The sequence below is a fragment of the Streptomyces sp. 17_S59 genome, assembly GCF_056930295.1.
In genome coordinates this window covers 1877991-1891498 of sequence record NZ_JBXOWD010000001.1, presented here as the reverse complement: position 1 = coordinate 1891498, position 13508 = coordinate 1877991, and the positions used below count along the sequence as shown (strand labels likewise).

9 protein-coding genes are annotated in these 13508 nt (G+C 74.5%); 8 read left to right on the top strand and 1 reads right to left on the bottom strand.

Features of this window, described 5'->3' with window-relative positions:
- The first annotated feature begins 1 nt into the window (after window position 1).
- The 8 genes from AC1Z4A_RS08250 (at window position 2) to AC1Z4A_RS08215 (ending at window position 12196) form a co-directional block, all read left to right on the top strand.
- A complete protein-coding gene (locus AC1Z4A_RS08250) occupies window positions 2-1012 on the top strand; it encodes a radical SAM protein (protein ID WP_483677209.1) in 1011 nt (336 codons plus the stop codon).
- Window positions 1009-1920 carry a PHP domain-containing protein gene (locus tag AC1Z4A_RS08245; RefSeq protein WP_483677208.1) on the top strand — a complete coding sequence of 304 codons (912 nt, stop codon included), beginning with the start codon at window positions 1009-1011 and terminating at the stop codon, window positions 1918-1920. Before AC1Z4A_RS08250 ends, AC1Z4A_RS08245 begins: the two co-directional genes overlap by 4 nt.
- A gap of 87 nt (window positions 1921-2007) precedes the next feature.
- Complete coding sequence (locus tag AC1Z4A_RS08240; RefSeq protein ID WP_483677207.1) at window positions 2008-4527, top strand: lantibiotic dehydratase; 2520 nt, start codon at window positions 2008-2010, stop codon at window positions 4525-4527.
- Window position 4528: 1 nt separating this feature from the next.
- The gene (gene ahcY, locus AC1Z4A_RS08235; protein WP_483677206.1) at window positions 4529-5965 is read left to right on the top strand and encodes an adenosylhomocysteinase; all 1437 of its coding nucleotides are present in this window, start codon (window positions 4529-4531) and stop codon (window positions 5963-5965) included.
- Window positions 5966-6064: 99 nt separating this feature from the next.
- The gene (locus tag AC1Z4A_RS08230; RefSeq protein ID WP_483677205.1) at window positions 6065-7420 is read left to right on the top strand and encodes a phosphotransferase family protein; all 1356 of its coding nucleotides are present in this window, start codon (window positions 6065-6067) and stop codon (window positions 7418-7420) included.
- Complete coding sequence (locus tag AC1Z4A_RS08225; RefSeq protein WP_483677204.1) at window positions 7417-8946, top strand: lyase family protein; 1530 nt, start codon at window positions 7417-7419, stop codon at window positions 8944-8946. Before AC1Z4A_RS08230 ends, AC1Z4A_RS08225 begins: the two co-directional genes overlap by 4 nt.
- Window positions 8943-9929, top strand: coding sequence for a GHMP family kinase ATP-binding protein (locus tag AC1Z4A_RS08220; protein WP_483677203.1), 987 nt, complete (start codon window positions 8943-8945; stop codon window positions 9927-9929). Before AC1Z4A_RS08225 ends, AC1Z4A_RS08220 begins: the two co-directional genes overlap by 4 nt.
- A complete protein-coding gene (locus tag AC1Z4A_RS08215; RefSeq protein ID WP_483677202.1) occupies window positions 9926-12196 on the top strand; it encodes a pyridoxal-phosphate dependent enzyme in 2271 nt (756 codons plus the stop codon). Before AC1Z4A_RS08220 ends, AC1Z4A_RS08215 begins: the two co-directional genes overlap by 4 nt.
- Window positions 12197-12293: 97 nt before the next feature.
- Here AC1Z4A_RS08215 and AC1Z4A_RS08210 read toward each other — a convergent pair whose 3' ends face one another.
- A complete protein-coding gene (locus AC1Z4A_RS08210) occupies window positions 12294-13499 on the bottom strand; it encodes an FG-GAP-like repeat-containing protein (protein ID WP_483677201.1) in 1206 nt (401 codons plus the stop codon).
- Window positions 13500-13508: the final 9 nt, after the last annotated feature.

Below are 13508 nucleotides of genomic sequence, written 5' to 3'. Positions count from 1 at the left end.
CGTGCCGCACGCCCTGTCGAGCGTCCGCGAGCTCTACATCTGGCCCCACGCCGGGTGCAACCACCGCTGTGTGTCCTGCGACATCTGGCAGGACAAGTCCCGCCGCGAGCTGTCCGCCGAGGACATCGAGCGCTGGGTCGAGGAGTGGGAGCGCCTCGGCGTCAAGGAGGTCATCCTCACCGGCGGCGAGCCGCTGATGCACCGCGACCTGTCCGCCGTCGCCAGGCCGCTGCGCGAGCGCGGCATCCCGCTGGTCCTGCTCTCCACCGGCATCCTGCTCAAGAAGCACGCCCGGCAGGTGGTCGACGACTACGCGGTCGTCCTGGTCAGCCTGGACGGGCCGCCCGAGGTCCACGACCGGGTGCGCCGGGTGCCGCGCGCCTACGACCACCTGGTCCGCGGGCTCGACGCGCTCCGCGCGCTCAAGCCCGACATACGGGTGGCCGCCCGCTGCACCGTCCACCGCTACAACTACCGGCACCTCGCCGAGACCGTGCGCACCGCACAGGAACTCGGCGTCTACCGCTTCAGCTTCATCCCCGCCGACGTCACCAGCGAGGCCTTCAACCGGGCCGGCGGCTGGGACGCCGACCGCCAGGAGGACCTGGTGATCGGCCCGGACGCGCTGCCGGAGCTGGACGCCGAGCTGGACCGTATGTTCACAGAGTGCGCCGACGCGTTCAGCAGCGGAATGATCCAGGAGTCCCCGGAGCACATCCGCACCTACGTCCGGCAGTACTACGAGGCGTTCCACCGCAAGGCCGAGTACCCGCCCGTCTCCTGCAACATGCCCTGGGGCTCCGCGGTCATCGAGGTGGACGGCACCGTGCGGCCCTGCTTCTTCCAGAAGGAGTACGGCAACCTGCACGAGGCGGAGAGCCTGGACGCGCTGCTCAACTCCCCCGAGGCGGTGCGCTGGCGCGCCGAGCTGGACGTGGCGAACGACCCCACCTGCCGGCGCTGCGTCTGCTTCAACACCCTGGAGCTGCCCGCGGGGGTCGGTCCGCAGTGAGCATCGTCCTCGACCGGCCCGTCGCCACCGCGCGCACCACGGTGGACCTGCACCTGCACAGCGTGGTGTCGGACGGCGACGACACCCCGGCCGTCCTCGCGCGCAAGTGCGCCGAGGCCGGGCTGAAGATCGCGGCCGTCACCGACCACGACAGCATGGCGGGCTTCGAGGAGTTCCGCGCCGCGGCCGGGCCCGCCGGGCTGACCGTGGTGCCGGGCACCGAGATCACCGCCCGCTGGGCCGGGCAGGAGGTGCACTGCCTGGCCTACTTCGCGGACCCCGCCGACACGGCCTTCCGGGCGCGCGTCGACGCGGTGCGCGGCGCCGAGGTGGAGTGGTGGCGCACCTGGTTCGGGCAGGCCGCCGCCCTGGGCGTGGACATCTCGTGGGCGTCGGTCGCGGACCGGTTCGGCGCGGACCGGGTCGCCTTCCTCGGCGACTACCTCGACACCTTCCTCGCCGCCGCCGGGGACGACCCGCGCTTCGCCGGGTACGAACGCGGCGGCCGGCACGGCGAGTTCATCGCCGACTGGTGCCGGGCGGGCAGGCCGCTGCACGTGCCGCACCCGCAGCGGCCCGAGCTGGCCGAGGTCGTCGGGTGGATCCGCGAGGCGGGCGGCGCGGCCGTGCTCGCCCACCCCGGACGGATCCGGGACGAGCCCGGGACCGAGCTGTCCCGCCTCCGCGACCTGGGCCTGGCCGGGCTGGAGGCCTGGACCACCTGGCACGACCCGGCGGACACCCGCAGGGTCCTGGCCGCCTGCGAGGCCCTCGGGCTGGTCGCCACCCAGGGCTCCGACTTCCACGGCGGCCGGCTCAAGCCCTGGTCCCCGGCCCCGGGCCTGGTCCCCGAGGCCGCGCCCGACCCCATGGCCGTCGTGGACCGGCTCCATGAGGCGCGCGGCTGACCCGGCCCCGCCCGACCCCGGCCCGCACCCGACGACAGAACGCCCACACCACGTGAACGCCACAGGAACCCAAGGGAGGCGGCTCGCATGAGCGCACAGTCCGACCAGGGCCGCACCGGCGACTGGCAGCTGCTGCCCGTCTTCGCGCTGCGGCAGTCCGGCTTCGGCTTCGAGCTGCTCGAGCCGTACGCCGAGCCGGAGGCGGTGGCAGAGGCCGGCCGCATGACGGAGACCAGAGAGCGCCTGGAACGGCTGGCGCCCGAACTCAAGTCGCTGATCAGACAGGCCCGTCCGGCCGACAACGGGGCGTCCGCCTCCGCCGTCGGCGCGCTGCGCCCGCTGTCCGCACCGCACGCCGCACTTGTCGGGGAGCTGCTCGCGCCCGACGCCCTGCCGGTGCTGCGGGACTACCAGGCGGCGGCCGGCGAGCTGGCCGCCGGATGGCAGCGCTGGGAGCAGGAGTACGAGGAGCGGCTGCACCGGGCCAAGACGGTGCTGCGCGAGACCTTCCGCACCGACCCGCTGCTGCGGGACGCCCTGCTGCTCTCCAACGAGGCCGGCTACCGGCTCTTCGCCGACTGGCTGGACGGCGCCGAGGGGGTGGGCGGGCCGCGCGGCCGGAAGATGACGGACCTGCTCGTCCGCTACCTCCAGCGCGTCACCACCAAGAACGAGACCGCCTCCCACTTCGGGCCGCTGAGCGTGGGCCGCGTGGACCGCTCGCTGCGCGGGATGGTCTGGGAGCCGGCGCCGCTGCGCCGCCGGGCCTTCCTCGCCCACTGGGCGGCGGAGAAGGCCGCCGGGGCGCTGGGCCGCGACCCCGCCCTGGCCGAGCGGGTCCTGCCGCGCCGCCGCCCCTGGGCGTTCGAGCGCGACGGGGAGGTGACGCTGTACGAGTTCACCACCGAGGACGGCTTCTCCGCCGACTGGCAGTTCCGCAACCGCCCGCCGGTCGCCCTCTCCGGCGACGAACTCGCCGTGTTCCGCCGGTGCGACGGCAGCACCACCCTGGCCCGGCTGCGCGCCGACTTCGGCGACGGGGTCGACGCGGTCCTCGGCTCGCTGGTCGAGCGCGAGCTGGTGGTCTCCCGCTTCGAGGTGCCGGTCGGGGTGACCGAGCCGCTGCTGGCGCTGCGCGAGCAGGTGGGCGACGCCCCGGCCGTCGAGCGGCTGGCCCGGGACCTGGCCGCGGTGCCCGAGGCCGCACCGGCCGACCGCCCGGCGGCGATCGAGGCGCTCAAGGACACCTTCGTCGAGGTCACCGGCGCCGCCGCCAACCGCGGCACCGGCATGCACTACGCCGACCGCAGCGTCTTCTACGAGGAGTGCCACGGCCCCGTGGGCTCCCTGCGCGCCGGGGCCGACATCGCCGAGCTGATCGAGCGCGAGCTGGCCCCCGTCTACGCGCTGGCCTCGGCCGTGCCCCGGCTGCGGATCCTGCGCGAGGGCGAGCTGCTCACCCGGTGGGCGACCGAACGGTTCGGCACCGATGCGGCCATCCCCCTGGACCGCTTCTACGCCGCCTACTTCGCCGGCAAGGCGGCCCTGCTGGAGCAGTGCGACAAGATCGACGCGGAGCTGGACGGGCTCGACGAGGACCTCACCGACCTGCTCCTGGGCGACGCCGACCCGGCCGCGGCGGAGGTCGAGGTGGCGCCCGAGCGGCTCCGGGCGTTCCTGGCGCGCTGCCCCGACGGCCCGCCGTCGCTCCTCAACCCGGACGTCATGCTGGCCGCCGCGGACGCCGACGCGCTCGCCCGCGGCGAGTTCCTCGCGGTCGTCGGCGACTGCCACGGCACCCGCGAGCTGCTCAGCCACTCCAGCTTCGCCCCGCTCATCGCCGAGGAGCAGCCGGGCTTCACCGACGACGTGACGGCCGTCTACCGGGCGCTCGTCGACGACGACGAGACCCTGTGCGACCTGGCGCGCAGCCACCCGGACAAGACGGCCGCCCGGGCCCGCCTCGACATGGCCGACGTGGAGATCTTCGGCCGCTCCAGCCGGCCCCGGCAGCAGGTGATCCAGCCGTCCGCGCTGTACCTGAAGGTGACCGGCGGGCGGCTGGGGCTGCACGCCGAGGGCGTGCCCGGGCGGCTGCGGCTGCTCGCCCCGCCGTCCGGCGGGCCCACCATCCGCCTCGACCCGCTCGCCCCGTTCGCCTTCCCGCGACGGCTCGGCGGGCTCGTCCTCGAGGCCGACCGGCACACCCACGTGCCCCGCATCCGCACCGGCCGGATCGTGCTCCAGCGCAGGCTGTGGCGGGTCCCCGTCGCCGAGCTGGCGGGCACCGGGGCCGACGGCATGCGGCGCAAGGGCAACGCGGCGGAGTTCTACGCCGCGTGCGAGCTGCGCCGCCGCCACGGACTGCCGCGCCACGTCTTCGTGAAGTTCGACTCCGAACCCAAGCCGCTCTACGTGGACTTCAGCGCCCCCCTGCTCGTCCGGCAGATGTTCCGGCTCGCCCACGGCGCGGGCGGCATGGCGACCTTCAGCGAGATGCTCCCCGGCCCGGACCAGCTGTGGCTGCACCGGGACGGGCGGCGCTTCACGACCGAGCTGCGCTGTGCCGTGTCCACCGTCCGAGCCGATTCGACCCCGGAGAGCTGACGTGACCTTCGACCACCGCATCGCCGACATCGGCCTGGCCGGGGAGGGCCGGGTGGCCATCCGGCTCGCCGAGCACGAGATGCCCGGCCTGATGGCCCTCCGGCGCGAGTACGCCGGCAGCAGGCCGCTCGCCGGGATCCGCATCGCCGGCTCGCTCGGCATGACCGTCGAGACCGCCGTGCTCATCGAGACGCTCGTCGAGCTGGGCGCGGACGTCCGCTGGGCGACCTGCAACGTGCTGTCCACCATGGACCACGCCGCGGCCGCCGTCGTCACCGGCCCCGACGGCACCCCCGACGACCCGCGCGGCATCCCGGTCTTCGCCTGGATGGGCCTGACGCTGGACGAGTACTGGTGGTGCCACTCCCGGGCGCTGCAGTGGCCCGACGGCGGCGGCCCCGACCTCATCCAGGACGACGGCGGCGACGCCACGCTGCTGCTGCACCGGTCGGTGGCGTACGAGAAGAGCGGCACCGCACCCGACCCGGCGACCGCGCACAACGCCGAGCGCGCCGCGCTGCTGAAGCTCATCGCGGATTCGATGGCCGAGGACCCCGGCCGCTGGACCGGCATCGCCGCGAGCGTGCGCGGCGTCGCCGAGGAGACCACCTCGGGCGTGCGGGCGCTGCGCAGGCTGGCCGACTCCGGGGAGCTGATGTTCCCCGGCATCAACGTCAACGACGCCGTGACCAAGTCCAAGCTGGACAACATCTACGGCTGCCGGCACTCCCTCATCGACGGGCTGAACCGGGCCACCGACCGCATGATCAGCGGCAAGACCGGCGTCGTCGTGGGCTACGGGGACGTCGGCAAGGGCTGCGCCTCCGCGCTCTCCGGGCTGGGTGCCCGGGTGATCGTGGTCGAGGTCGACCCGATCTGCGCGCTCCAGGCGGCCCTGGACGGCTACCAGGTGACCACCCTCGAGGAAGCCGCGCCCGTGGGCGACATCTTCATCACCGCGACGGCCAACCGCGAGGTCATCCGCCCGGAGCACATGGCCCGGATGAAGCACCTCTCCATCCTGGGCAACATGGGCCACAGCGATGTCGAGGTCGACGTGGCCGCCCTGGCGGCCGTCCCCGGCATCCTCAGGCGCGAGCTGAAGCCACAGGTCGACGAGTGGATCTGGCCCGACGGCCGGTCGCTGCTGGTCCTCTCGCACGGCCGGGACCTCAACTTCGGCAACGCCACCGGCCACCCGGCGTTCGTGATGTCGGCCTCCTTCACCAACCAGGCCCTCGCCCTTCTCGAACTCGCCGGGAACCGCGGTGGCTACCCCGTCGGGGTGCACAAGCTGCCCCGCAAGGCGGACGAGCAGGTGGCCCGGCTCCACCTCGGCGCGCTGGGCGTCCGCCTGGCCGAACTGACGCCCAGTCAGGCCGAGTACGCGGGCGTCCCCGTGGACGGCCCGTACAAGCGGGAGGACTACCGGTACTGACCCGGGGCGTGTCCGACGGGCCCGCACCCCTCCCACCGGGCGGGCACGCCCCGGCCGCACCACCGCACCGACACCGGCACCACCGGACAGGACCCGACCTTGCATATCCGTCTGCTCGACCTCCCGCCCGCTCCCGGCGCCACCGGCCCGCGGGAGACCACGACCGCACAGGTGGCGGACCGCCTCACCCGCGCGGGCCACACGGTCACCCTCGCGGGCCCCGGCGCCGACGCGCCGCCGGGACCCGTGCCCCGGCTGGTGTTCGTGCTGCCCTCCGGGCAGGAGCACGGCCTCGTGGCGCGCCGGGTCGCCGAGGCGCGGGCCGGCTGCCCGGGCGCGCCCGTGATCGTGGCCGGGCCCGCGGCGAGCCTCGACCCGGAGGGCGCCCGGCGCGCCCTGGGCGCCGACGGCAGCCTGCCCGGCACACCGGAGGAATCGATTCCGTGGCTGGTCGGCGCCTGCGCCGAGGACCCGGGGGTGCTGGAGCCGGACGCCATCGGCCGCGTCCGCCCCACCTTCGGGCGCTGGGACGCCGCGGCCCGGCGGGACGCGGCACGGCAGCAGGCGGAGGTCGGGGAGATCGCCGACCGGGCGGCCCGCCGACTGGGTCTCGGCACGCCCGTCCCGGCCGGCACGGGCCTGGAGTTCGCGGTCTTCCGGGCCCACGGCAGGGAGCTGGGGGACGTCGCCCTCCGGGTGCCCCGGCAACCCGTGATCCACTACACCGCCCGGGACCCCTTCACCGCCCGGCAGGCGCTGGAGCAGGAGCGGCTGATCGCGGCGCACCTCCACCCGCGGGGGCTGCCGGTCGCCGAGCCGCTCGCCCTGGTGGAGACCCCCACGGCGCCCGTGCTGGCCTCCCGCTTCCTGCCCGGCGCGGGCTCCGCCCCCGCCTCCGACCGGATCGGCGAGCTGCTGGCCCGGCTGCACAACGAACCGCCGCCGCCCGGGATCCGCCCGCTGGACCACGACGGCTGGCCCATCGACGTGAACATCGCCCGGCGGGTCTCCCTGCGCTGGGCCTGGCTCGCCGAGCAGGTCCCCGGCCTGCCGCCGCTGCCCCCGCTCGACCGGCTCGTCCCGCTGCTGGCCCCGCTGGCCGGCCACCCCCGGCTGCTCCACCTCGACGTCCGCGCCTGCAACATGGCCGCCTCGGACGGCGAGGTCACCGGCCTGTTCGACTGGGGCTGCTCGATGATCGGGCACCCGGCCCTGGAGCTGGCCCGCGTCAAGGAGAACGCCGCGCTGCCGGAGAACGGGCTGGACACCGAGGCGCTGCTGGCCGGCTACCGCCGCCACGCCCCGGAGCCCGTCCTGGACCGGGCCGTGGACGCGGTGCTGCGCCTGGACGGCGTGACCATGCTCTGCGTCGTCTTCGGCGGCGACGACCCGGACACCGAACGGATGGCGATGCTCGTCGAGCGGGCCAGGACCCTTGCGGAGGACGTGAAATGAGCACGCCGAGCACCAACGGAGCCACCGGACCGTCAGCCGCCCCCGCACCCCTCAGCGGCCGGGTCACCGGCAGCCCCAGCGAACTGTGGCACGAGGAGGTGCTGGGCCCCCACTTCCGGTACGAGGTGACGCACCTGCTGCCCTGGTACGTCGCGATCGAGAAGGTGCTGGCCCTCGAGTACGCGCGGCTGGGCGTGCTCGGCGAGGAGCAGGCCCGCCTGCTCGGACAGGCCCTGCACACCGCGGACGCCGCCGCGCTCGTCGCGGACCCGGCGGCCAACATGTCCGACATCACCTTCGCGCTGGAGCGGCACGTCGAGCAGCGGCTGCCGGAGCCGGTCCCGGCCTGGCACGTCGACCGCAGCCGCAACGACCTCCAGTCCTGCGCCCAGCTGATGTACGGCCGCCACGAGCTGGCCGCGGCCGCCGGTCGGCTGCTGGACTTCGGCACGGCCGTGCACCGCCTGGCCGGCTCCGGCCGGGAGCTGCCGATGCCCGGCCACACCCACTTCCAGGCCGCCCAGATCATCACCCCCGGCTACTACCTGGCCGCGGTCTCCGAGCAGATCCTGCACACCCTGCGCCGGCTGCTGGCGACCTACGACGGCCTCGACGCCTGCCCGCTCGGCTCCGGCGCGATGGCAGGCCAGGAACTCCCCTGGGACCGCGACCGGATGGCCCGGCTGCTGGGCTTCCGGCGCGCCCAGCCCGTCGCGCTGACCGCGGTCGCCTCGCGCGCCTGGGTGGCCGAGGTGACCGCCGAGCTGGGCCTGCTCGGCGTCGCCCTGAGCCGCTTCACCACCGACCTGCTGACGTGGGGGAGCAGCGACCTCGGCTTCATCGACCTGCCGGACGAGCTGTGCGGCATCTCCTCCGCGATGCCGCAGAAGAAGAACTTCCCGGTCCTGGAGCGGATCCGGGGCCGCACCGCACATCTGACGACCTATCACCTCGATGCGGTGCTGGGCCAGCGGAACACCCCGTACACCAACCTGGTCGAGGTGGGGAAGGAGGCCGGGGCCAACCTGGCCACTGCCTTCGGCACGCTGCGCAGCGTGCTGCGGCTGTTCACCGAGGTCGTCGAGCGGCTGACCTTCCGGGCGGACCGGATGCGGGCCGCCTGCGAGCGCGAGTACCTCGGCGGCTTCGGCCTGGCCAACGCGCTCACCCTCGGCGAGGGAGTGCCCTGGCGCCGCGCCCAGGTCGTCGCGGGAGCGTACATCGTCGCGGCGATGGCGGCGGGCCTCTCCCCGGACCGGCCCGACCCGGAGCTGCTGCGGCGCGTCGCGGCCGAGCGCGGCTTCGCGCTGGCCGACCCGGCCGCGGCGCTGCGGGCCGTGACGGACGTCGACGCGGGCCTGCGCCGCCTGGCGTCGGCCGGCTCGGCGCACCCGGACGCCACCGCCGCCGTGCTCCGCGAACAGACCGCCGAGTACGAGCGGTTGCGCGCCGAGTGGACCCGGCGCAGTACCTTCGTCGGCGACGGCCTCGCGGAGACCGACGCCCTGCTCGGGACAGGCCGGTGACCCGCTCCCCGGGCACGGCGGGCCGGCTCGGCGGACCCGGCCTCGCGGAGCCCGGCGACGCGGCGGGAGCCACCGGCACCGGCACGGCCTTCGGCACCTTCGGCGAACTCCTCCAGGGCGTGCTGCCCGACGGCGGGCACTTCCTGGTCACCTTCCCCATCGACACCTGGGCCCGGGCCAGGTTCCGGCTGTGGGACGCCACGGACGGGCCCGCCGCGCAGGACGTCCTGGCCCGGCCGGAGGGCAAGCGCAAGTCCCGGACCGCCGCCCGGCTGGTGCTGGACGCCCTCGGCCACCGCGGCGGCGGACTGCTTGAGCTGGAGAGCGACCTCCCCGAGGGCAAGGGCCTGGCCAGCTCCTCCGCCGACCTCGTGGCCACCGTGCGGGCGGTGGGCGCGGCCCTCGGCGTCCGCTTCGGACCCGCCGAGATCGAGGCGTTCCTGCGCCGCATCGAGCCCTCCGACGGCGTGATGTACGACGAGATCGTCGCCTTCGACCAGCGGGAGGTGCGGCTGCGCGAGCGCCTGGGCCGGCTCCCGGCCCTGGCCGTCGTGGCCCACGACGAGGGCGGACAGGTGGACACCGTCCGCCACAACCGGATCCCGCTCCCGTTCCGCGCCCCGGAACGGGCCGAGTACGCCCGGCTGCTGACCGAACTGCAGGAGGCCGTCGCCACGGGCGACCTCCCCGCGGTCGGCCGCGTCAGCACCCGCAGCGCCGAACTGAACTCCCGGGTACGGGCCCGCGGCGACCTGGAAGTGCTGCGCCGCGCCTGCCGCGACCTGGACGGAATCGGCCTGGTGCTCGCCCACAGCGGCACCATGCTCGGCGTCGCGTTCGCCGCCGACGACCCGGAGCTGGCCGACAAGACGAAGCATCTGCGCACGGCGTGCGCACCGCTGCCGGGCACGGTGTCCGTGTTCCGCTCGCTCGGCGAGGGCAGCGCGTGGTCCGCCGTGGCCGACGGGGGAGGAGAGCCGTGATCCACGACAGCATGCATGAGGTGATCGGGCGGACCCCGCTCGTCCGGCTGCGCCTCGACGCCCCGCCCGGCGTCGAGGTGTACGCCAAGCTGGAGCTGGCCAACCCGTTCGCGATGAAGGACCGGGTCGCCCGGCACATCGTCCTCAGCGCCCGGCAGCGCGGGGTGCTCCGCCCCGGCGCCCCGATCGTGGAAAGCTCCTCCGGCACGATGGCGCTGGGCGTGGCCCTGGTCGGCCGGGCGCTCGGCCACGACGTGCACATCGTCACCGACCCCAGGATCGACCGGGTCACCCGCGCCAAGCTGCGCTCACTGGGCTGCACCCTGCACGTGGTGACCGAGATGTCGGACCAGGGCTGGCAGGGCGCCCGGCTGGAGCGGCTGGCCGCGCTGATGCGCGAACTGCCCGGCGCCTTCTGGCCCCAGCAGTACAGCAACCCGGACAACCCCGGCGCCTACCGGCAGCTGGCCGGTGAACTCTGCGAGGACCTCGACCGGATCGACATCCTGGTGGGGGCGGTCGGCTCCGGCGGCTCGCTGTGCGGCACGGCGCGGGCGCTGCGGCGCACGCAGCCGGGCCTGTGGGTCGTCGGCGTCGACTGCGTGGGCAGCGCCCTGTTCGGGCAGCCCGACGAGCCCCGGCGGCTGCAGAGCGGGCTCGGCAACAGCCTGCACCCCAAGAACCTCGACCGCCGGGTCGTCGACGAGGTGCACTGGCTCAACGACCGCGAGGCCTTCGAAGCGGCCGCGGCCCTCGCCCTCGAACAGCAGATCTTCGCGGGCAACACCTCCGGATCGGTCTACCGCGTGACCGGCGACGTCGCCGCCCGCGCCCGGCCCGGCGCCAGGATCGTCTGCATCTTCCCCGACCGGGGCGACCGCTACGCCGACACCGTGCACAGCCCCGAGTACTGGCGGGAGCAGGGCCTCGACGCCCTGGAGTCGTCCCGGTCGCCGGAGGCGGTCGACTACGGGACCCCGGTCCGGGCCTGGTCCCGCGCCGTGGTCAAGGACGTGGAGGGCGAACGGCACCTGCTGTTCGTCGAGTCCAACACCACCGGCACCGGGATGATGGCCCTGCGGTCGGCCGCCGCGCTGGGCCTGCGGCCCGTGCTGCTGACCGGCGCGCCCGAGCGCTACGCCGGGCTCGCGGAGACCGGCAGCGAGGTCCTGCGCTGCGACACCAACGACGCCGACGCGCTGCGGGCCGCCGTCCAGGACCGGTTCACCCGCGAGGAGATCGCCGGGGTGACCACCACCAGCGACTTCTACGTGCCCGCCGTCGCCGGCATCGCCGAGTGGCTGGGCCTGCCCGGCAACCCGGCCGACGCCATGACCACCTGCCGCAACAAGGCCCTGATGCGCGAGGCCCTCACCGCGGCCGGGGTGGCCCAGCCCCGGTACGCCCTGGTGCGCGACCCGGCCGAAGTGCCGGACGCCGTCACGGCGGTGGGCCTGCCCTGCGTGGTCAAGCCCGCCGACGACTCGGCCTCCAGCAACGTGCTGCTGTGCGCCTCGCCGGAGCAGGCCCGCGCCCATGCCGAGCTGGTCCTCGGCATCCGCACCAACGTCCGCGGCATGCCCACCGCCCGCACGGTGCTGGTCGAGGAGTTCGTCGACGCCCCCGAGTTCAGCGTCGAGATGTTCAGCCGCGACGGCGTGGCCGAGTGCGTCGGCATCACCGCCAAGCACGTCACCGGCTCCCCGTACTTCGTGGAGCACCGGCACGTCTTCCCGGCGCCCCTCCCGGCGGATTCCGCCGCCGCGCTCGAGCGCACGGTGGCCGCCGCCCTGACGGCCTGCGGCGTCGAGCTGGGCCCCACCCACACCGAGGTCAGGCTCACCGCCGCCGGACCGGTGATCATCGAGATCAACCCGCGGCTGGCCGGCGGCATGATCCCCGAACTCGTCCGGCTGGCCACCGGGACGGACCTGCTGGAGCAGCAGCTGAGGGCGGCGGTCGGCCTGCCGCCCCTGCTGCTGCCCACCCGGAAGGAGTTCGCGGGCATCCAGTTCCTGCTGGCCGACCGGGAGGGCGTCCTGACCCGGGTGGACGGCGAGGCCGAGGCGGCCGGCGTCGAGGGCGTCGCCCAGGTGAAGGTCACCGGGCGGCCGGGCAGCCGGGTGGCACCGGCCCGCAGCGCCTACGACCGCCTCGGCCATGTGATCGCCGCAGCGTCCACGCCCGAGGCCGTGACCGCGGCCCTCGACACGGCCGCCGCCGCGATCCGCCTCGGTGTGGCGGACGGCACGGCGGACGCGGGCTAGAGCGAAAAGGTGCGGGGCACCCGGGCGAGCCGGGTGCCCCGCACCACTTTCACTGCGCTGTCCTGCCGTGCCTTCGGCTGCTGTTACCAGCCGCCTGTTACCAGCCGCCGGTGCCGATCTCGACGCGGTCGCCGAGCTTCTTGCCGTTGCCGGGGTAGAGGTAGAGCTTTCCGGTCTGGCCCGGGTCGGAGGCGACGGCGGCGAGGTCGGCGATGCCGTCGCCGTTGAAGTCGGCGGCTGCGTAGTCGCTGATGCCGTTCCAGCCGCCGGTGCCGATCTGGGTGCGCTCGCCGAGGGTGTCGAGGCCGGACTTGCCGGTGCCCGGGTAGAGGAACAGCTCGCCGGTCTCGGTCTTGGTGGCGACGATGTCGGGCTTGCCGTCCTTGTTGAAGTCGCCGGCCACGACCTTGTTCATGCCGTTCCAGCCGCCCGTGCCGATCAGGACGCGGTCGCCCAGGGCGTCCGGGCCCTTCTTTCCGGTGCCGGGGTAGAGGAACAGCTCGCCGGTCTCCTTCTTCGAGGCGATCAGGTCGGTCTTGCCGTCGCCGTTGAAGTCGCCCGCGCTCAGGTTGTCCATGCCGTTCCAGCCGCCGGTGCCGATGAGGATCCGGTCGCCGAGGGCGGCGAGGCCGGACTTGCCGGTGCCGGGGTAGAGGAACAGCTCGCCGGTCTCGGCCTTGGAGGCGATGATGTCGTCCTTGCCGTCGCCGTTGAAGTCGCCGACGGTGAGGTTCTTCATGCCGTTCCAGCCGCCCGACCCGATCTGGACGCGGTCGCCGAGCATGTCGAGGCCGGACTTGCCGGTGCCCGGGTAGAGGAACAGCTCCCCGGTGTCGACCTTGACCGCGACGAGGTCCTTCTTGCCGTCGCCGTTGAAGTCACCGGCCGCCAGCTGCGTCATGCCCGGGTCGTTCGGGGGCTTGGGCTTGTCCGGGAACGGGTCCGCGTGGTCGCTGCCCAGCCCGGCCTGGCGGCCGCACTCCGGCCAGGCGCCCGGGCCCTGGCCCTTGAGCACCTTCTCCGCGATGCGTATCTGCTGTTCCTTGGTGGCCAGGTCGGCGCGCGCCGCGTACTGCTTGCCGCCGTAGGCCTGCCAGGTGTCCTGCGAGAACTGGACACCGCCGTAGTAGCCGTTGCCCGTGTTGATGTGCCAGTTGCCGCTGCTCTCGCAGTCGGCGACCTTGTCCCAGGTGGCGACCGAGGCGGCGGAGGCCGACGAGCCGGAGCCGAAGAGGGAGAGGGCTGCGACGGGAGCGATCACCAGGGGGAGGAGCCGCCTGCCGATGCGGGTCTTGGAAGACATGGGAAGCCT